We start from the raw sequence: 20,244 nt of genomic DNA on the forward strand, positions 1-20,244 counted from the left end.
GTGTGAACTGTGGTGGCCGGGTGTGTGCGTGGCGGGAGCGGCAAACTTGGCGATATGGTTCAGGATGGAGGGTATATGGCGTTGAGCGGGGCTGGAAATGCCATGTCTGGTTTTGCCAAATGGGTATGTGCGTGGGTGGCGCGACTGCTGTGCATGCTTGCTGTCGCCGGTCTTGCGGCCCGGTCATTGCCGGAGGATCTTCAGGCGTTGCCTTACGTGCCGGCCTTTGTCTCCTTCACACCGTGGTTCGCTCTGGCTGCGCTGGTGGCTCTTGCTTTGGCGCTGTGGTCCAGGCGTTGGGTGTCTGCGCTGGTGGCTCTGGTGTGCGTGTGTGCTTTGGGCGCGCAGCAAGCGCCGTATTTCAACCCATCTGAGAACTTTCCTCAGGAAGCGCGGCAAGCGGTGGGCGGCAACAGTGCGAATATCCGTGACCGGTATGCGCGGGTGATGACCGCCAATGTCTATAAAGGTCATGCCGACCCTCAGGCTATTGTGGAGCTGGTAAAGGAGCAGCGGGTGGAGGTGTTGGCGCTGCAAGAGACCACGACCTCTTTTATTCGTGCGCTTCGTCAGGCGGGCATCGGCTACTACTTGCCGTATTCTCAGGTGTCTTCCTCGCAAGGGTATGGCAATGGGTTGTGGTCGGCCACGCCGCTGAGCTCGCCGGTTGATGATGAGGTGGGGTCAACGGCATCTCCCATGCCGGGCGGCACGGTCACATTCGGCGATGGCGGGGGAGCGGTGAGATTTGTCAGTGTTCATACCGTCTCGCCCAAGCCCGGGCAATGGGATCGTTGGAGGCAGTCGATTGACGATGTGTCTCGTTTGGAGGGCAAGACCGGGAACAGGTATGTGATGATGGGGGATTTCAACGCGTCGACAGACCATGCGCCATTTCGCAGGGTTATCTCCGGGCGTTTTTCTGATGCGGCTCAGCAGGCAGGGCATGGGTTGGTGCTGACATGGCCATGCGATATTGCGCATGTGCCCAAGTTCGTTGGCATTGACCATGTGGTGGTGGATCGTGGCATAACGGCCGGGCAGGTGGAGTCCAAGCCTCTGCCGGGTTCCGATCATGCCGCGCTTCTTGCCACCATTGCTCTGTAGCGGGACTATAAAAGGCGTGCAATGGGGCTGCGCAGCCTTGAATCGCAGGGTTGAGAGACGGAGCTGTGATAAGCGGGTGTGAATGGGTATGAAGTGTATGCTTCGTCAATAAGATGTATCACATATTAGACATTTACTAAGTAACTGTCGGGTTGTGCGAAAGTGTGATGCATGTCACCATCATTTGATTACATGTTCATGACCAAGAAACCATAAAATAAAGAGGAACGCAGCGTAACGATGCGTCGTTCGCACAACTCAAGGAGATGAGCATGACCGCAGTTGAAGAGAAAACGCTCTCCGCGGAAGACCTCAAGGCCAAGGCCTGGGATGGTTTCGCAGGCGGGAACTGGGAACAGGACATTGATGTTCGCGATTTCATTCAGAAGAACTACACGCCGTACGATGGTGACGAGTCCTTCCTCGCCGACGCCACCGATAAGACCAAGGAAATGTGGCAGTACCTTGACGACAACTATCTTGCCGTTGAGCGCAAGCAGCGCGTCTATGATGTAGACACGCACACCCCGGCCGGCATCGCCAACTTCAAGGCCGGCTACATCATGGACAAGGAGCACGACAACGTCATCGTCGGTTTGCAGACCGACGAACCCTGCAAGCGCGCCATGATGCCCAACGGTGGGTGGCGTATGGTCGAGCAGGCCATCAAGGAAGCGGGCAAAGAGCCTGACGAGGATGTCAAGACCATCTTCACCAAGTATCGCAAGACCCACAACGACGGTGTGTTCGGCGTCTACACCAAGCAGATCAAGCTGGCCCGCCACAACAAGATCCTCACCGGCCTGCCTGATTCCTACGGCCGTGGCCGCATCATCGGCGACTACCGTCGTGTGGCGCTGTACGGCGTGAACTTCCTCATCGAATGCAAGAAGCGCGACAAGGATTCGATTCCATACCGCAACGATTTCACCGAAGCTGAGATCGAGCATTGGATCCGCTTCCGTGAGGAGCACTCCGACCAGATCAAGGCGCTCAAGGAGCTCATCGAGCTGGGTCGCAGCTATGGCCTCGACCTCTCCCGCCCGGCACAGACCGCTCAGGAAGCCGTGCAGTGGACCTACATGGGCTACCTTGCCTCCGTCAAGAGCCAGGACGGCGCGGCCATGAGCTTCGGCCGCAACTCCGCCTTCTTCGACTGCTACTTCGAGCGCGACCTGAAGAATGGCACGCTTGACGAGCTGCACGCCCAGGAGATCATCGACCAGATCGTCATGAAGCTGCGCATCGTGCGCTTCCTGCGTACCGAGGACTACGATCAGATCTTCTCCGGCGATCCGTACTGGGCAACCTGGTCTGACGCTGGTTTCAGCGACGACGGCCGCCACATGGTCACCAAGACCTCGTTCCGTCTGCTTGCCACCCTCACCCTCGACCACTTGGGTCCCGGGCCTGAGCCGAACATCACCATCTTCTGGAATTCCAAGCTGCCTGAAGGCTATAAGCGCTTCTGCGCTCGCATCTCCATCGAGACCTCCGCCATTCAGTACGAGTCCGATACCGATATTCGCGGGCACTGGGGCGACGACGCAGCCATCGCATGCTGTGTTTCCCCGATGCGTGTGGGCAAGCAGATGCAGTTCTTCGGAGCCCGTGTGAACTCCGCCAAGGCCCTGCTCTACGCCATCAACGGCGGCCGCGACGAGATGACCGGTATGCAGGTCATCGACAAGGGCGTAATCGAGCCGATTACTCCCGAGGCCGACGGTACGCTGGATTATGAGAAGGTCAAGGCCAACTACGGCAAGGCTCTCGAGTGGCTCTCCGAGGTCTACATGGAAGCCCTCAACATCATCCACTACATGCACGATAAGTATGCATACGAGTCCATCGAGATGGCGCTGCATGACAAGGAAATCTACCGCACCATGGCCTGCGGCATGTCCGGCATCTCCATCGCCGCCGACTCGCTCTCCGCGCTCAAGTACGCCAAGGTGTACCCGATCACCAACGCCGAGGCCAAGGATATGGATGGACACGAGAACGAGTACGTCGAGGGAGCGGATGACGACCTTGTGGTCGGCTACCGCACCGAAGGCGACTTCCCGGTCTACGGCAACGACGACGACCGCGCCGACGACATCGCCAAGTGGATCGCCGGTACGGTGATGGGACAGCTCAAGAGGCTGCCTGTCTACCGCAACGCGGTACCCACCCAGTCGATCCTCACCATCACCTCCAACGTGGTGTATGGCAAGGCCACCGGTTCCTTCCCGTCGGGTCACAAGAAGGGCACCCCGTATGCTCCTGGCGCCAACCCGGAGAACGGCATGGACACCCACGGCATGCTGCCCTCCATGTTCTCGGTCGGCAAGATCGACTACAACGACGCGCTGGACGGCATCTCGCTGACCAACACCATCACTCCTGATGGCTTGGGCCGTGACGAGGACGAGCGTATCACCAACCTGGTCGGCATCCTCGACTCGGGCAACGGCCACGGTCTGTACCACGCGAACATCAACGTGCTGCGCAAGGAGCAGCTCGAAGATGCCGTGGCACACCCCGAAAAGTACCCGCACCTCACCGTGCGCGTCTCGGGGTATGCGGTCAACTTCGTCAAGCTCACCCGTGAGCAGCAGCTCGACGTGATCTCCCGCACCTTCCACCAAGGTTCGGTCACCGACTGAGATGACTACATGCGGCAGTGAACGCCGCTGAGATGCAGTGGGTGGGGTGAGGCTAAGCTTCACCCCACCCACTGCCGTATATGGCACCGTGGCAGGAGGACATGATGGTAGATACAACGATGCAAGGTGCAGCAGTGCGCGACGGCGATTCGACTCGTTTCCGCACCACCACGCCGCACATGCTCAAAACATCAAAGGTGTATGCGAAGCATGCGCTTATGGGAGGCCTTTCCGGCTTCCAGTCGCCCATAGGTCTCGATCGCCGCGACCGCTTGGCCGCGCTGAAGACAGGCGACATCGGCTTTGTGCATTCGTGGGACATCAACACCTCGGTGGACGGCCCGGGAACACGCATGACGGTGTTCATGAGCGGCTGCCCGCTGCGCTGCCAGTTCTGCCAGAACCCGGACACCTGGAAGATGCGCGACGGCAAGCCGGTGTATGTGGAGGACATGATAGAACGCATCGCGCGCTATCAGGACGTGTTCAAGTCAACCGGCGGCGGTGTCACGTTCTCCGGTGGCGAATCCATGATGCAGGCGGCGTTCGTCTCGCGCGCGGTGCGTGAGGTGAAGAAGCTCGGCGTGCACACGTGCCTCGACACCGCAGGGTTCCTAGGATCCACATGGACCGACGAGATGTTGGAAAGCGTGGACATGTTCCTGCTCGATGTCAAGTCGGGCGACGAGGCGACCTATCATGAGGTGACCGGTGCCTCGCTGGCGCCGACCATCGAATTCGGCAAGCGTGTCAACCGTCTGGGCAAGAAGATCTGGGTGCGGTTCGTGCTGGTGCCAGGCCTCACCGACGCGGTGGAGAACGTGGAGAACGTGGCGAAGATCTGTGAGGAGTTCGGCGACGCAGTGGAACACATCGACGTCCTCGGCTTCCACCAGCTTGGGCGTCCCAAGTGGCATGAGCTGGGAATTGACTACCCGTTGGAGCATTGTGAAGGCCCCAGCCGGGAGCTGAAACAGCGCGTGCAGAACCAGTTCAGAGACCATGGATTCACCGTGTATTAAAGCGAACCTCACTATCTGCTGCTAGGACACCGAGACGGTAGCCGAACGAACTGCGCCTCTGATTTGCATGAAAAGATTCCTCCGCATCTGCTCGTTGGCAACGGCTGCGCGTACGATGACCACGTATTGTTTGCGACGGTCATATGACGCTAGGAGGCCTTCGGCGTGATCGATGAGCCAGGTGACGAGCCAATATTGCTGTCCGAGCCGGCAGGTGGCGTGCCCGATGTCACCGACACCTTGGAAGGGTATACACACGCCTGTGCCGCTCTAGCCGAAGCAACGGGGCCTCTTGCTGTCGATGCCGAACGCGCGTACGGCTATCGCTACTCGCACCGGGACTGGTTGATTCAATGCAAGCGAGAAGGTGCCGGCATTTTCTTGTTCGACCCTGTTGCTTTGGCCGAGGCTGGTGTTGACTGGAATGTGTTCAACGAAGCCGTCCATGGAGTCACGTGGATATTGCATGACGCACGGCAGGATCTGCCGGGATTTGCGGAACTGGGACTGAAACCGTCTGCGCTGTTCGACACCGAAGTCGCGGCAAGACTGCTTGGACAGCGCAAATACGGGTTGGCATCAGTGGTCGAGCACTACCTTGGATTGCGGCTGGCCAAGGAGCATTCTGCCTCGGACTGGTCAACTCGTCCTCTGCCACGCGACTGGCGCAACTATGCGGCCCTCGACGTCGAGGTGCTTATCGAACTTGCCGAGCGCATGCGGCTGGACCTGCAGGAGCAGGGCAAAACGACGTGGGCCGAGGAAGAATTCGCGTACGTTCTGGAGCAGGGAATGGCTCCAAAGCCCAAGCGCGTGGATCCGTGGACCTCCATCTCGCACTTCACCTCGCTCAGTCACGATCGGCGTGCCCAGGCTGTGGCCAAATCGCTGTGGGAGGAGCGCGACCGATTGGCTCGCCGGTACGACATCGAACCCACGTTGCTGCTTTCCGACGCCGCCATCGTAGAAGCCGCGTTGAAAAAACCGCACAATGCCAGTCAGTTCCGCGCCATCCGTTCACTTAACGAGCGTGTACGCGTGCACGGGGTGGGGCGTGACCAGCGCAAAATGTTCGAACGGTATGCACCCATTCAGCGTTCAGTGAAGCCATCGGTATGGAAGCAGGCCATCCAAGATGCGCTTGATCTGCCGCGCAGTCAGTGGCCTCAATACAGTGTGCACCCGGTCAATGCACACGGCAAAGCTCCCCGATCACTCAAGCAGTGGCGGGTCAAGCACCCAGAACGCCTGGAACGGCTTCAGTTGGCACGTGCGGTGGTGGAGCAGGTGGCTCAAGACACTCACACGTCTCAGGACATGATTCTCTCTCCTCGCATCCTTCGTTCGTTATGTTGGTGTGAGTCTGTGAGCGATGTCGATGTGGCGGGGTTCATGCTGGGGGAGGGTGCCCGACATTGGCAGGTAGACCTTGTGGCAGAGTCCGTAAGTCGAGTTATCATATGAGGGTTGCCTTTAGGGCAGAAGTAGTCGTATACACCGTCAGGAGACTAGCGTGAAAATCAGCGTCAGGAATCTCGAGCCCACCAAGGTGAAGCTCACCGTCACCGTCGACCCCGAAGAGTTCGACCCTTACATGGAGCAGGCTCGCACCGAGATTGCCAAGCAGATCAACGTTCCTGGCTTCCGCAAGGGTCATGTGCCCGGCAAGGTTGTAGAGCAGCGCGTGGGCTATCAGACCGTGGCCGGCGAGGCCGCCAACAATGGCGTACCCGAGCTGTATTCCAAGGCTTTGGAAGAGAAGAAGATTCGCCCCATGGCACAGCCCCAGCTGGATGTGCAGGAGATGCCGGAATCCGCCAAGGACGACACCAAGCTGAAGTTCGTTGCCACCGTGGAGCGTCGCCCCGACATCGAGCTGCCCAAGCTCGACGGCATGGAGATCGACGTGGCCAAGGTTGAGGTGAGCGACGAGGATGTCAACAAGCGTCTTGACGCTCTGCGCCAGCGTTTCGGCACCCTTGTAGGCGTGGACCGTCCTGCGGCCAAGGGCGACTATGCCAACATCGATCTGGATGCGCAGATTGACGGCGAGTCCGTGGATTCCCAGGAAGGCGTGAGCTACGAACTGGGCAGCGGTACTCTGCTTGATGGCATTGACGAAGCTCTGGAAGGTCTGTCCGCAGGTGAGGAGACCACCTTCGAAGGTACGCTCGAGAGCGGCGAGCACGAAGGCGAAAAGGCTCAGATCAAGGTGAAGGTGAACTCGGTCAAGGCTGAAGAGCTGCCCGAGCTGGACGATGATTTCGCTCAGGAAGCCTCCGAATTCGATACGCTCGAAGAGCTCAAGGCCGATGTGCGCAAGCAGAGCGAGCTCGACACCAAGGGCCGCCAGGCCAACGACGCGCGTGACGCGTTCCTCGCCAAGCTCAAGGAAGGCCAGGATATTCCGCTGCCCAAGGGTGTAAAGGAAGAGATGGTCAACGAGCAGCTCAAGCAGGTGAGCGCTGACCCGTCGAAGGCCACCAAAGAACAGAAGAAGGAAGCTACCGAGACTGTCGAGAAGGAACTGCTCGACCAGATTGTGCTCGATACGCTGGCGGAGCAGATGGAAGTCAAGGTCTCTCAACTGGACGTGACCAACTTCCTCGCTTCCATCGCTCAGCAGTACGGCATGGATCCCTCCGCGTTCATCAACGCCATTGTCAACAATGGGCAGCTGGGCTCCGCTGTGCAGGAAGTCGGCCGTTCCAAGGGTCTGATCGCCGGCATGCGTGCAGTGAAGTTCACCTCTGATGGTGCTGAGCTTGATTTGAGCGAGTTCCTGCAGGACGGCTCCGAAGAGGCTACTGACGAGTCCGAGAGCGAACAGGCTGCAGCCGCAGCCGCCGCCGTTGCGGACGAACTGAGCAACGAGTCCGAAGCGGACGACGCTGAGTAGGCAAGGTTTGCGGATGCTGTGATGTGCAGCGCCTATGAGCGTTGTTGCAGATCAGCTGCGCTTTGGCGGTTGCCGGTTGTGCAGCTCGAATTGCAGTGATTATGGGAGCCCGGGTACGCCCGGGCTTCTTGCATATTGCAGGCTTGCAACAGGTTCCGGGCGAGTGACATACAACAAGCTAGCGGAATGCAACTCGTGGTTGAGCGCCGGGAGCAGGTTGTATAGTCCCCGTTCCCGCGACATGTGTGTGTTCCCTGGAAATTACAGAGCAAGAGCGGCATGGAGAAAAGAGATATGATGCGCAGTGCCACAGATTGGAAACGACGCAGCGCACTCGTGTCTGGACTAGTGGTGCTCGGTGTTGCCGTTGGTCTTTCGTCCGGTCTGCTGTCGGTCATGCTGAAATGGGTGGAACAGCTGACGCTTGGGTTCGTTGAAAGCCCGCAGACGCCAGGTCCCTCATCGGTAGCACCGTCACGGCGCATTCTTGCCGTGGTTCTAGGTGCAATATTCGCGGCAGCAGTGTGGTGGTGGTTGCGCAACCGTACTGCTGCAGTGCCGTCTGTGAAACAAGCAGTGGCGGGGGAGCATATGCCCTTTGTTCAGACCACGGTGCATGTGCTGCTGCAGATTCTCATCGTAGGTTCCGGGTCGTCGGTGGGGCGTGAGGTGGCTCCTCGCGAGTTTGGTGCGCTGCTGGGTCAACGCGTGTCAGCAGCATTGCACGTGGATAAGCGCGGAACCGAAGTCATCGTGGCATGCGCTGCGGCTGCAGGCTTGGCGGGAGTGTACAACGCGCCGATGGCCGGTACCATGTTCGCGGTAGAGATATTGCTGACCGAGATGACCGGTCGCGTGGTCGCCTTGGCACTGGGATTGTCGGCCATTTCGGCATTCGTGGCATCTCTGGTGCGCGGGCAGGAGACCTTCTATCAAGTGCTGCTTCCAAGCATGGGCAATCCTGGATGGGCCATGATCGGCTTCGCCGTGGTGTGTGGATTGTGCTGCGGAGTGCTGGGAGCTGCGTTCCGCAAAGCTTCCGGATGGGCGCAACGGCATCGTGCCGCTGGTGCACCGATACTGTGGTGCATGCCGCTTGCCGCGCTGCTCACCGGGGTAGTGGCCCTGTGGTTGCCACAAGTGATGGGTAACGGTCGCGCTGCAGCTCAACTTGCCTTCTCTACCATGACTCCGACCGCGCGTGCACAGTGGACTGGTGTTGGCGTACTGCTGGCTGTTGGTCTGGCCAAAGCAGCGTTGACAGTGCTGACAATTCGCTCTGGCGCTTCGGGTGGCGTACTGCAACCAGGCATTGCGCTGGGAGCGGTGTGCGGGGCACTGCTGGGAGTGGTGACTTTGTCGCTCATGCCTGGTCTGTCAGCCGGTCTCACAGTAGGCGCATGCGCTCTAGTGGGAGCTTCCAGCCTACTTGCTGCATCTCAGCAGGCGCCGCTTATGGCCATGTTTTTGGTGATGGAATTAACCGGTGTGCCAGTGTCGTATATGGTTCCGCTTGGGCTGGGAGCCGCGTGCGCATGGTGTGCTGCGAAGCTGGTGCATTAGCCGAACTATACGACTAATTCGATGGCTTCGAGGCTATGAGCGCAAAGTGTACGGCTGTCGCAACCGTCGGGGTAATATTGACCCACAAACATATAACTCGTTGAAGGAGATATGGTGGCAGGTTTTCTGACATCCACGCCAGCGATGGACGATGGGGATTCCGCTCCGTCCATCACGGACCCGATTTTCAACAGGCTGCTCAAGGAACGCATTATCTGGCTCGGTGACGAGGTCAAGGATGCCAATGCCAACGTGATTTGCGCGCAGATGCTGATGCTTGCAGCCGAGGACCCCAAGAAAGACATCTGGCTGTACATCAACTCTCCCGGCGGCTCCATCACCGCCGGCATGGCCATTTACGACACCATGCAGCTCATCGAACCGGACGTGGCCACCGTGGCTGTGGGTATGGCGGCTTCCATGGGTCAGTTCCTGCTGTCCAGCGGTGCGAAGGGCAAGCGGTTTGCCACTTCTCATGCACGCATCCTCATGCATCAGCCTTCCGGCGGTATCGGCGGCACGCAGACCGACGTGCGCATCAACGCCGAGCTCATCATGGATATGAAGCAGACCCTTTCGCAGCTCACCGCCGACCAGACCGGTCACACGCTGGAGGAGATTTACCGCGACAACGAGTACGACCACTGGTATACCGCCCAGCAGGCGTTGGACTATGGGTTCTTCGATAAGATCGTGACCACGCCTGGTTCAATGAGCACGGCTGGTGTTGCCGGCAAGGAAGGTGAATGAGATATGGCAAGTGAAGAAGCGCAGTTCGTCTCCCGTGCCGAGCGTCTCGCAGGCCCACGTGGTGTGGCCGGATTCGTGCCGAGCGACCGTTACGTCATGCCACAGTTCAGCGAGAAGACGCCATACGGCATGAAGACGCAGGACGCCTACTCGCGTCTGTTTGAGGATCGCATCATCTTCATGGGCGTACAGGTGGATGATACTTCCGCCGACGACATCATGGCGCAGCTGCTGGTGCTGGAAAGCCAGGATCCGAACCGTGACGTGATGATGTACATTAACTCTCCCGGTGGTTCCATGACCGCCATGACGGCCATCTACGACACGATGCAGTACATCCAGCCGGATGTGCAGACCGTATGCTTGGGGCAGGCTGCTTCTGCAGCGGCCATTCTGCTGGCTGCCGGCGCCAAGGGCAAGCGTCTTATGCTGCCCAACGCGCGCGTGCTCATCCACCAGCCTGCCATCGACCAAGGTTTCGGTAAGGCCACGGAGATTGAGATTCAGGCCAGGGAGATGCTGCGCATGCGTTCCTGGCTCGAGGAGACGCTTTCCAAGCACACCGGTCAGCCTAAAGACCGCATCGCCAAAGACATCGAGGTGGATACCTTCCTCACTGCTGACGAGGCCAAGGAATACGGCATGGTGGACGAGGTGCTGGCGCACCGCAGGTAGTGCAGCTCGGCGCAAAAGGCAGGGTTCGTTCTGCTGCGGCCGGTGCTCTCCCGATGTGGGGACGCCGGCCGCGCTTGTATGTTAGGTGCAGCGAATTGGCTGCATTTCTGAGACCAGCACCCAACGTTCTGTGTTCGGGGTATCGTTGGTTTGAGGACGACGACGATAAGGGGTCACTATGGGACGCGTGGTGAGTTACAACGAGGAAGTACCCCGCTGCACGTTCTGCGGCAAGACCGAACGGCAGGTGCGCAAGCTCGTCACCGGTCAGGCGGCCGCGATTTGCGACGAATGCATTGCTCTGTGCGTCGATATCATCTCTGAAGAGCGGCAGAACGATGCTCAAGCCAGCACGCTGTCGCTGCCGAAACCGACGCAGATCTACCGGTATTTGGACGAATATGTGGTGGGGCAGCCGCAGGCCAAGCGTACCCTGTCAGTGGCGGTCTACAACCATTACAAGCGTGTGGGCATGGAACTGCAGGAGGAAGCCGCGGCTTCCGCTTCGATGCCGAAGCGCGGTGGTGTTGAGCCTGATAGCAAGGGGACGTCCGGCATGCGCGCGGATACCTCCGCAAACGGAACCGGTGCTGCCACAGGTAGCGCTGGGAGTGTCGCCTATGGTAGCGCAGCCGGGCTGGGGACTGGTCTGCCGGCCGATGATTTTTCTCAAGTGCAGGTAGCCAAATCGAATATCCTGCTGCTTGGCCCCACCGGTGTTGGCAAAACATATTTGGCGCAAACTCTGGCGCGCGTCATGAACGTGCCGTTCGTTATCACCGATGCCACCACGCTCACCGAGGCGGGCTATGTTGGCGATGATGTGGAAACCGTGTTGCAACGCTTGTTGCAAGCCGCCGACGGTGACGTGGAACGGGCACAGCACGGCATCATCTACATCGATGAGATTGACAAGATAGCGCGCAAAAGCGGTGAAAACACGTCCATCACGCGCGATGTGAGCGGTGAGGGCGTGCAGCAGGCCCTACTGAAGATTCTGGAGGGCACTGTTGCCACTGTGCCGACGGAGGGCAACCGCAAGCATCGCGAACAGAACATGGTCAAAATGGACACGCGCGGTATCCTGTTCATCTGTGGGGGTGCGTTCGTGGGGCTCGACGAGATCATTAGGACTCGCATGGGGGCGCGTGAGAGCGGGTTTGGTGCTTCCTGGCATGTGCGTGATTTGGATGCGCAAGAGATTCTGACTCATGTGTGTGCCGATGACTTGGCCCAGTTCGGGCTGCTGCCAGAGTTCATCGGGCGCCTGCCGGTGGTGAGCGTGCTTGAAAAGCTTGGTGAAGCCGATTTGCGCGATATTCTCGTCAAGCCGGCGAATGCGCTGATCAAACAGTACAGCAAGCTGTTTGCGGTCGATGGTGTGGAGTTGACCTTCACGAACGGGGCGCTGGAAGCCATTGCCCATGCCGCAATGAGTGAGGGGACCGGTGCCAGAGGGCTGCGTGGCATCATCGAGAAGACGCTTGAAGACACGATGTTCAGGCTTCCGGAGATGAGTGATGTCAGCCAAGTGGTGGTGGATGAGGCTGCCGTCAACGGTGAGGGTGTTCCGAAGCTGGTTTCGGGGACTGGTTTTGACGGTGCAGCAGTGGCAGAAGGCATCGAAGCCGGGCTTGGCGATGGCGGCGATGAGGCGAATACCCAAGATATTCCTGAGGTCAGTAGACTGCGCGTGGCATAAGGCGCTGTGTGAACTGTTTTCGTTGTGGCTTGCGGGTTTAGGGTTGCGGCTTGCAGGTTCCAGTTTGTGACTTTTAGGCTGTAGTTTGCCGGTTGCGGGTTTTGGGTTTAGGGTTGCAGCTGGTGGATTTAGGGCTTCAGGTTTCGGCTGGTGACTGGTGACGGGTGGTTTTGTTGGTTTCGGCTGGTGACTGGCGGCTTCGTTGGGTTTAGTGCTGTGGTGCTGCGTATGCATTGTGACGAGGCACATTGAGATGAATCACATGTATTTGGCAACACGCGGTATTGCGCAGAGTCTGCTTTCGCAGTAGAATGGTCGAGTTGCCACAATGTGGCAGTGCGCGCCAGTAGCCCAGTGGATTAGAGCAGCTGACTACGGATCAGCAGGTCGCAGGTTCGAATCCTGTCTGGCGCACAGTGAATGTTCAGTGCTGAAGTCTCCAAATTTACTGAACTTTTCAAGTTTAGTTTAGTCTATTTTATATTTGGTTAGTCGCGTGAACCGCGTGCCGGTGCAATGGCACGTCTTGCAAGCAGAGCCGTGTTGAAGAGCGTAAATTCGTTATTTTGCTGCATACCCTGATAGTAGTTCTTAGAAAGGTACGGCCGTACCCGGACCGTATATGACAGACCGAACGTGTCTTCAGAAAGTAGGATTTTGTTGCATAACTCAAACTTCCTAAAAGGTGCATGGATGCCAAACATGACTGAAGAGCATCACAAGGTTAGCACGACACAGGGTTCCCAAGCGAACTTGGGAACCCTGGCAAAAGAGGACAGAACAACAAACTGCCCTATCAGCTGGGAGCCCGTCCCCGAAGAAGTGTTTAGCCCGCCTCAAAGTGGGAACGTCAACAAGTGCTTTACCAACCGACAAGGCTTACTATACATGATACGCTTGAGCTTGTCGAACATCCTTTCAACAAAAGGGCAATCGGCCGGTCGGCAACAGTCGACGCGACATTGGTCGCGCCGAAACGGCGTGACTGTAAAAGAAAGGCACGTAACGTGCGTAACAACTATGAGGGGCCTGGTTCGGGTTCGTTGGTTCTGCTGATGGTGGTGTTGGTGGTGACCTTGTCTGGCAAGGTGCGCCCAGATGTTGCTGATGTGGTGATATTGGCGTTGTGCTGGTACTCCATGAGAGGCGGTGACAGCGAGTTGAAGTAGGGGAGATGGCTCACGAGTATTGAGTAGTGCACTCGTAGTCAAGGTATTCCGCCCGTCCTGCACTTTGTAGGACGGGCTTTCTCATGGATTGTTGACGTGCTTGGCGGGTGTGGGTGGTTGGGTGCGGTGGTGTTGTTGCACCCAACCACTCTTTATGGTTCCGTCATCGCCTTGGGTTGAGAGAGGTTGCGGCTGGTGACGGAAGTCTGGTTGGTTGATGGGATGATGGGTACGTTTCGGTCAGTTTGTTGCGGTATGGTGACCGAAATGTACCGATTTGCGGAGTTATAGGGTTGGGTTAGTTGGTGGCGATGTGGTGTTGTTTGTGTTTCAACACTAGGGTGACGGTGAGCAGCACTGCGGCGATGATGGCACCGATGAACGCTACTGTGGCTGCGGTGGCGGTGCCGCCGGTGAACGGGAGCGCGGTGACGGTGCGGTGGTAGGTGACGGTGACTTCTTTGGTGTCGTTGCCGCCGTCTGCGATGGTGTTGAGCCAGACTCCGGTTTGGCATGTGACGGTTGGCTGGTTGGTGTGGTAGTTGGGGATGGTGGGGCTGTCGATTGTGAATATGAGGATTTTTCTGGTTTCATCGACGGTGCCCCAGATGACGGTGGGGTCGTTGCCGGGGTAGGTCCAGCCGGTGTCGGTGATGGAGGTTCCGGTGTCTGGTCTGGTGGTGTAGTCGCGGGTGATGGTGACGGTTTTGGTTTGGTCCGGGTGCAGGGTGTTGCCTTGGTCGTCTTTGTAGTGGACGATGAGGGTGGCGTTCCAGGATTCGTGTTTGGGAACGGTTTTCCAGCAGGTGATCCAGTAGTCGGTGTGGCCTGCTGGATACGCGGTGTTGGCGGGTAGGGTGCACGATGTGTCGGTACATGTTAGCGGTGGTGTACCCGAGTCAATGTAATAACCGTTGGGCACGTTCAACGCTTTGTTTGCGGTGGTGATGGCATCTCCTCGGTATCCGTTGAACACTTGTTGTAGGCTGGTGTCTTCGACTCCGTTTTTGGTGTAGTGGACGGTCAGTGATGCTGCGGGTCTGGTGTAGATGACGGTGGTGACGGCATCGGTGGCTGTTTGCAGGTTTGTGCCGTACACGGGGGTGCCGGCGCTGTTGACTGGCTGCGGCATGGCGACGGTGCGGCTGTTGGGATCCCAGCTGCCGTTGGATACTGATACGTCGTAGCCGTTGATGTCTGGTACGTAGACGCGGTTGTAAGCGGGCATGCCGGCCGAACCGCCACCACCGTTCAGCCGATACTGGTCGAATGCTGTTGCAGCAGGACACTGGACGCTCACAATAGGAGCTCGCAATATTAAATGAGCGCTATTGCCTTCGTAGTCATAGCATTTGCGCGGTCTACCACTGCTTGTGCAGTATGTATTGGGTTGAAGTTGTGCGGTACCAGTGGCACGTGATTGAACATCGAGGGTCGAGGGCGACTGGTCTTCAGTGTCGGGCGGTGTGCCAAGGGTCGGGTCATCGGGATCAAGCGACTGATGCCCACCGTTGCAAGCGATATCGTTTGAGGGACGGCCGTTGCTGCATATTGTTCCACTCCATGAGGGAACCGTGACGTTGCCGGTGTAGTAGACGCTGCCGTTGTATGAGCATTTGTAGGGCTGCGTGGTATTGACCTGAGTGTCGATGGCGGAGAAGGAAATATTGGGACCGTCTGTGTGGGCGTCGTAGAAGATGGTTTGCGACGAATCACCTTGAGTGGCCCCACCGGTGGAATAACGGAACTGAATGGTGTTGGTGGCGGTGACAGCGCAGAACGTTCCCCATCGGTTTACTTGGCTTTTGACACTTCCGCCGAGCGAGCTTGAACTGCCGGGTTTAATGGGTTGAAAGCCAGGGCGGCCAGGACTGCCTGTACTGGGGGAAGGGTCATTGCCCATGGAAACGGTGAAGCCGCTGTCCTCCACGCAATTGACGGTGCCTCGAGTCAAAGGGTTACTTGCATCATCAGATTGTGCGTCTACGTTGGCGGTACCTATGTCTGCAAGCGCAGACGCACCGGCATCGAACTTTGCTGCGCTGGAACCTAATAGTTTACTTTGCTGGGGGGGGGGTAATATTTGATGCCTGTGAGGCTGTATCGCTGGAAAGTGATGCAATGCTGGACTCCGCGTCGCCAGCTGCGGTGGCGGTGCCTTCCGTTGCGACGGCGCTGAGACCGGTAGGAATGAGAGTGACAAGGCATACGAGTGCCGCGATGATGATTCTGGTGGCATTGCCGCGGGTTGGCTTGCTGGCGTGGCGGCCTGTGGTGGTAGGCAAGGTCATGCGAACGATTCCTCCATGTGTGTGCGCCCGAACCGCTCGGCGCCAACTGTGCTTTTCTGCGCGTACGCCGGCACTGCTGGTAGGGCAAAGCCAACGCATACTTGCTAAACATTGTATATAATAACTGTGACATAACTAACAACCGTTATGTTTGGGAGTATATGTCATGACGAATGCATGATGCGACAACATTGCAAGGTTGACTTGCATTCCGGCCAGTCAAGTCCTACGAATTTTGAGCATCTTCTTGTCAACACGGCGTATTGTGGCACGCCGCTGCTGTCAGTGTTCCAGTGTTGACCAGTGCCGGCTGAGTGCCTGCCCGCACTAGCGCAGCGTGGCGATGGCCAGGCCGGTACCGGTGGGGGTGAGGGCGGTATCGAACCGATCGTCATCCTCCAGCTGTTTGAGCAGATCAGTGGTGATGTGCGCCTTGTCATGGTCGTTGGGGTTGAGCATGTCGGTGAGCAGCAGGAAGCCGTTGTCTCGCAGCAGTGTCGCTGCTTGTTTGACGGTCGGCTCGTAGTTCGCGGGGTCTCCGGACACCACGATGATGTCATAATTGTTGGGGTTCAAGCGCGGCAGAAACTCGGCAGGGGACGTGCCCACCGCACGCAGGCTTACGCCGGGATATGCGGCCGCATCGAAGCTGAGACGTGCGTCATCGGCACCGTGCGGCGACGAATCGACCACGGTCAGCTGACCTTCGCGGTTAAACCCGGCAGCCAACGCCATGGCTTCGGGCGTGGAATCGGTGCCCACACTGATTGCCGATGAAGCGTGAAGCACACGTGTCATGAAGGTAAGCAGTTGTGCCTGGGCGGCGCTGTGCGCAAGCTGCTCGGCAGGTGAGGGCTGGGGGAGAGGGGACTGTGCGCCTGTTGACTTTGAGGGCGAGGCGCTGCTGGTGGAGCTGGTGCTGCTGATCTTGGTAGACGGCTGTATACCGGTGTTTGTCTTGGTCTCGCTGCCTGTACCGGAATCTTGCTGGGGTTGGCCGTGCTGCGGTTGATTTGGCTGGTCGGCAACAGTTTGATTGCAGTGGATGGCATGCTGTTCGGCAGCTTGCCACACGGTGGCTACGGTGGAGGGCAACGAGTTCTTCATATCAACCCACTGTAGTACATGCCCTGGCAGGGAAGCTATTGCTGGCAGCTGTTGGTGAGCGACACGAGTTTCCACATCTCCTCGCCTACGTCGATGCCTTGCGGACAGGCACGGCTGCACGAGCGCACCTGAGCACATGCTGCAACTCCGTCACTAGACGAGATGGCATCGATGCGCTCCTGCTTTGCCTCGTCGCGGGAATCGTTGATGAACCGTCCTGCTGAAACGAGGGCCGCCGGGCCAAGAAACGCTTCGCCACCGGCATATACCGGGCAGCTGCCCTCACAGATACCGCAGGAGATACACGTGGTCAGCTTCTCGTAGCGGGCCAGCTGTTCGGGATTCTGGAGGTATTCGAACATGTCCACGTCGCCATTGGGTTTGGTTTTCAGCGTTCCTGCAGCCTGAAGGTACGGTTTGAGACTGGCGATCTGCGTCATCATGGTGTCGATGTCCACAATGAGGTCGCGCTGCACCGTGAACCCGGGGAGTGGAGCGATCTCGATGACGCCAAGGTCGGTATTGGGTGATGATTGAGCGGCGTTCTCAGCATTGGTGGCACTGGCAGTGCCGGCATCGTCAGCTGTGCCGGATGCGGCAGCGGTGTGCGATGATGGAGCCGCGTTGGTGCGACGGAACGCGGGTTGCTCAGGTTTGGCGCAGGACATCACGGTTGCTGTGCACAACAGTGTTGGGGAGCCGTTGACTGCAACCGCGTCTGAACCGCAGATGCCATGCCCGCACGAATAACGGAAAGCCAAGGTCGGGTCGAGCGTACGTTTGACGGTGAGCAGACAATCCAGCAGCGTGGTGTCCGGACTGACCTGCAACTCGTAGTCTTGGCTCCACCGTTTGCCGCGAGGGCGGTTTGGAGTCCTGCTAGAACCAAAGGGGTTGCTGGACTTGCGCTCGCCGAACGGGCTGCTGGACTTGCGAGCCGCGGTTTGTGCACGTGGCGAGAACCTGCTGACGCGCAAGGTCACTGTGGCAAGTTCGCTGCTGGTCTGTGTCATCGCTCCTCGTCTCCTTTGAGTTCATTCGCGTGTTCGCGCCGTGGCTGACGCTCACATGTACCCCGGTATCTCCATTATCACGCACTACACGATTTTACCGGTGCAAAGTGTCACTTTCGGCGGTGTTCGTCGTTCGGGCACACTGCACCTGTATGTTTCGTACGGTGTTGCCGTGCAGTGCGCTGTAGGTCAGGTTTAGTGTGTTTCTGCCGTCAGTATGAGCGCCGTTGCGGAGGCATGTCAATGATGTGAACCGGTTGCCAAGTCACGGATCCAGAAGCGTCCGTCATGGAGTGTGACAAGAACGCTTCGTCGTTGCGTTGCGGGAAGTCGTTGCGGCTGAACGATCCACGTGATTCATGCCGCGCCCGTGACGCATGGAGCATGGTGAGAGCCAGAGAACTAAGATGTTCGACTTCCATGATGGCCGTGACCTCTTGGTTGAATGCGGCAGTGTCGCTGTGGGCGTGCAGCTGTCTGACTTGGGGGATGATGTCGTGCTCCACGAGGTGTATGGCTTCGGCAATGGTGCTCTCATCGCAGCGTACGGCCAGCGCGCGTTCCATGATGGAGCCGAGTTGGGCGAGCAGCGCATACGGGTTGGTATCGCTGCGGTCGAGTGACTCTGGTGCGGACGGGCTTGCATGTGCGCTTGCTGTTGCTGCTGCTGATGTTTCCGATACTTCGGAGATGTCTTGCTTGAACATCGCTTCGATGCTCTGCCGTCGCGCCTCGGCAGTGTGTTCGCACAACCCGGTTTGGTTGAGTGTTCCGCTGCTGTCTTGATGCTCGGAAACGGTTGGTACGGTGAGTATTCGTTCGGCGATGGCCGTACCGGCGCGTGTGCCGAACAGGCAGGCATCGAGCAGCGAATTGCCGCCCAGACGGTTGGCGCCATGCACGGAGACGCAAGAGCATTCCCCGGCCGCATACAACCCAGTGATCAGTCGGCGTTCATCGTGCTCCCACCGGTATACCTCGCCGTCGGTGGTGATGGGGATGCCGCCCATGGTGTAGTGCGCGGTGGGTTTGACGGGCACCCAGTCGTGGGTAGGGTCCAGACCTGCATACCGGGTGATGGTATCGAGCACTTGGGGCAGTGCCTCATGCATGCGCTCAGTGCCGATGCTCGTAAGATCCAACCATACGCAGTCGCTCGGGCCATCGGGTTCCTTGGGGTCCGGCACGCCCCGACCTGCATCGACTTCGGCTATTATGGACCTGCTTACCACGTCTCTTGCGGCAAGGTCTCGGTGTTCGGGCGCGTATCGTGCCATGAACGCCTCACCATCGGCGTTGCGCAGCACACCGCCCTCGCCGCGTACCGCCTCGGAAAGCAGTATCCCAGTGTGTGCCAGCCCGGTTGGGTGGAATTGGATGAATTCGATGTCTTCCAACTGCAGTCCGGCATTTACCGCCAGTGCCATGCCGTCTCCAGTCAAGTCCCAAGAGTTAGACGTGGTCTGGAACAGGCGGCCTGCTCCTCCGGTGGCGAGCACCACGTTGTACGCGTTGAGCGCATGCGTCTGCCCGGTATGTGTGTCGAGAGCGACCACGCCTTCTACGGCATTGCTGTCTTCGCTGAGCACCAGGTCGGTGACGTACCATTCTTCGGCGAACTCCACACCGAGCCCTTGCGCCTGCTGCCACAGAGAATAGAGGATCTGGTGTCCCACACGGTCGGCGGCATAGGCTGCGCGCTTTACAGGCCGGCCTCCGAACTCGGCGGTGTGGCCGCCAAACCTGCGTTGGGCGATGTGTCCGTCCTCGGTTCGGGAGAATGCCACCCCGTCATGCTCAAGACTGATGACGGTGCGGGGTGCCTCCTGAGCCAACAGTTGCGCGGCATCCTGATCCACCAGCCAGTCGCCGCCTTTGACGGTGTCGTAATAGTGCCAATGCCAGTCATCATGTTCTGAGTTGCCCAGACTTGCGGCGATGCCGCCTTCCGCTGCCCCGGTATGCGAACGCAGCGCCTGAAGTTTGGAGACAACGAGAATGCGCGGAGTGCTGCCGGCACCGTTGTTGTCGTTGCCGCTGTTGTTGTCGGTGCTGGTGTGCTGCGTGCCGGTCGTTGTGCGGCGGACCATGGCCAACGCCGCCGACAGTCCTGCGGCTCCGGCTCCTACGATGACGGCGTCGTACATGGGATACACGTGGTGCTCGTTCATGGTTTGATTGTCGCACAAGCCCTGCCGTGCCGCCAATGCGGCGGTGTTGAGTGCGGCGTTGGGTGTGGTACGCAATGTGTTGCCGCTGGTGACTGGGGTGGTGGTGTTGACGATGCCGGAGTGGACA

General features: G+C 58.6%; 15 protein-coding genes and 1 tRNA gene. 11 read left to right on the forward strand and 5 right to left on the reverse strand.

Going from position 1 to position 20,244, the window contains the following annotated elements:
• The first annotated feature begins 75 nt into the window (after positions 1-75).
• From ACSYSO_RS03300 to ACSYSO_RS03350, 11 genes are all read left to right on the forward strand, one after another.
• Positions 76-1,107: an endonuclease/exonuclease/phosphatase family protein gene (locus ACSYSO_RS03300; protein ID WP_491701995.1), complete on the forward strand. Its 1,032-nt coding sequence runs from the start codon at positions 76-78 to the stop codon at positions 1,105-1,107.
• Between the two features lie 272 nt (positions 1,108-1,379).
• The gene (pflB, locus tag ACSYSO_RS03305; protein WP_489798627.1) at positions 1,380-3,755 is read left to right on the forward strand and encodes a formate C-acetyltransferase; all 2,376 of its coding nucleotides are present in this window, start codon (positions 1,380-1,382) and stop codon (positions 3,753-3,755) included.
• A gap of 104 nt (positions 3,756-3,859) precedes the next feature.
• The gene (gene pflA / locus ACSYSO_RS03310) at positions 3,860-4,777 is read left to right on the forward strand and encodes a pyruvate formate-lyase-activating protein (RefSeq protein WP_489760644.1); all 918 of its coding nucleotides are present in this window, start codon (positions 3,860-3,862) and stop codon (positions 4,775-4,777) included.
• A gap of 165 nt (positions 4,778-4,942) precedes the next feature.
• Positions 4,943-6,241: an HRDC domain-containing protein gene (locus ACSYSO_RS03315; protein ID WP_491701996.1), complete on the forward strand. Its 1,299-nt coding sequence runs from the start codon at positions 4,943-4,945 to the stop codon at positions 6,239-6,241.
• A 49-nt stretch (positions 6,242-6,290) separates the two neighbouring features.
• A complete protein-coding gene (gene tig / locus ACSYSO_RS03320) occupies positions 6,291-7,676 on the forward strand; it encodes a trigger factor (RefSeq protein WP_491701997.1) in 1,386 nt (461 codons plus the stop codon).
• Positions 7,677-7,955: 279 nt separating this feature from the next.
• A complete protein-coding gene (locus ACSYSO_RS03325; RefSeq protein WP_489798623.1) occupies positions 7,956-9,239 on the forward strand; it encodes a chloride channel protein in 1,284 nt (427 codons plus the stop codon).
• Between the two features lie 144 nt (positions 9,240-9,383).
• Positions 9,384-9,989, forward strand: a complete 606-nt coding sequence (locus ACSYSO_RS03330) for an ATP-dependent Clp protease proteolytic subunit (RefSeq protein WP_489798939.1) — start codon at positions 9,384-9,386, stop codon at positions 9,987-9,989.
• 3 nt (positions 9,990-9,992) lie between these two features.
• Complete coding sequence (locus tag ACSYSO_RS03335) at positions 9,993-10,664, forward strand: ATP-dependent Clp protease proteolytic subunit (protein ID WP_489760637.1); 672 nt, start codon at positions 9,993-9,995, stop codon at positions 10,662-10,664.
• Between the two features lie 178 nt (positions 10,665-10,842).
• Complete coding sequence (gene clpX / locus ACSYSO_RS03340) at positions 10,843-12,366, forward strand: ATP-dependent Clp protease ATP-binding subunit ClpX (protein ID WP_489760636.1); 1,524 nt, start codon at positions 10,843-10,845, stop codon at positions 12,364-12,366.
• A 340-nt stretch (positions 12,367-12,706) separates the two neighbouring features.
• Positions 12,707-12,780 (forward strand) — tRNA-Arg (locus tag ACSYSO_RS03345).
• A 593-nt stretch (positions 12,781-13,373) separates the two neighbouring features.
• A complete protein-coding gene (locus tag ACSYSO_RS03350) occupies positions 13,374-13,535 on the forward strand; it encodes a hypothetical protein (protein ID WP_489760635.1) in 162 nt (53 codons plus the stop codon).
• Between the two features lie 298 nt (positions 13,536-13,833).
• Here ACSYSO_RS03350 and ACSYSO_RS03355 read toward each other — a convergent pair whose 3' ends face one another.
• From ACSYSO_RS03355 to ACSYSO_RS03375, 5 genes are all read right to left on the reverse strand, one after another.
• Positions 13,834-15,465, reverse strand: coding sequence for a mucin-binding protein (locus tag ACSYSO_RS03355; RefSeq protein ID WP_491701998.1), 1,632 nt, complete (start codon positions 15,463-15,465; stop codon positions 13,834-13,836).
• A gap of 127 nt (positions 15,466-15,592) precedes the next feature.
• Positions 15,593-15,826 (reverse strand): hypothetical protein, encoded by a 234-nt coding sequence (locus tag ACSYSO_RS03360; protein WP_491701999.1) that lies wholly within the window; start codon positions 15,824-15,826, stop codon positions 15,593-15,595.
• Positions 15,827-16,153: 327 nt separating this feature from the next.
• Complete coding sequence (locus tag ACSYSO_RS03365; protein WP_489760633.1) at positions 16,154-16,933, reverse strand: O-methyltransferase; 780 nt, start codon at positions 16,931-16,933, stop codon at positions 16,154-16,156.
• 35 nt (positions 16,934-16,968) lie between these two features.
• Entirely contained in the window at positions 16,969-17,946 is a 978-nt protein-coding gene (locus tag ACSYSO_RS03370) for a succinate dehydrogenase/fumarate reductase iron-sulfur subunit (protein ID WP_489760632.1), read from the reverse strand.
• A 212-nt stretch (positions 17,947-18,158) separates the two neighbouring features.
• Positions 18,159-20,117: an FAD-binding protein gene (locus tag ACSYSO_RS03375; protein WP_489760643.1), complete on the reverse strand. Its 1,959-nt coding sequence runs from the start codon at positions 20,115-20,117 to the stop codon at positions 18,159-18,161.
• Positions 20,118-20,244 lie beyond the last annotated feature (127 nt).

It is taken from the genome of Bifidobacterium sp. ESL1130 (assembly GCF_058507935.1).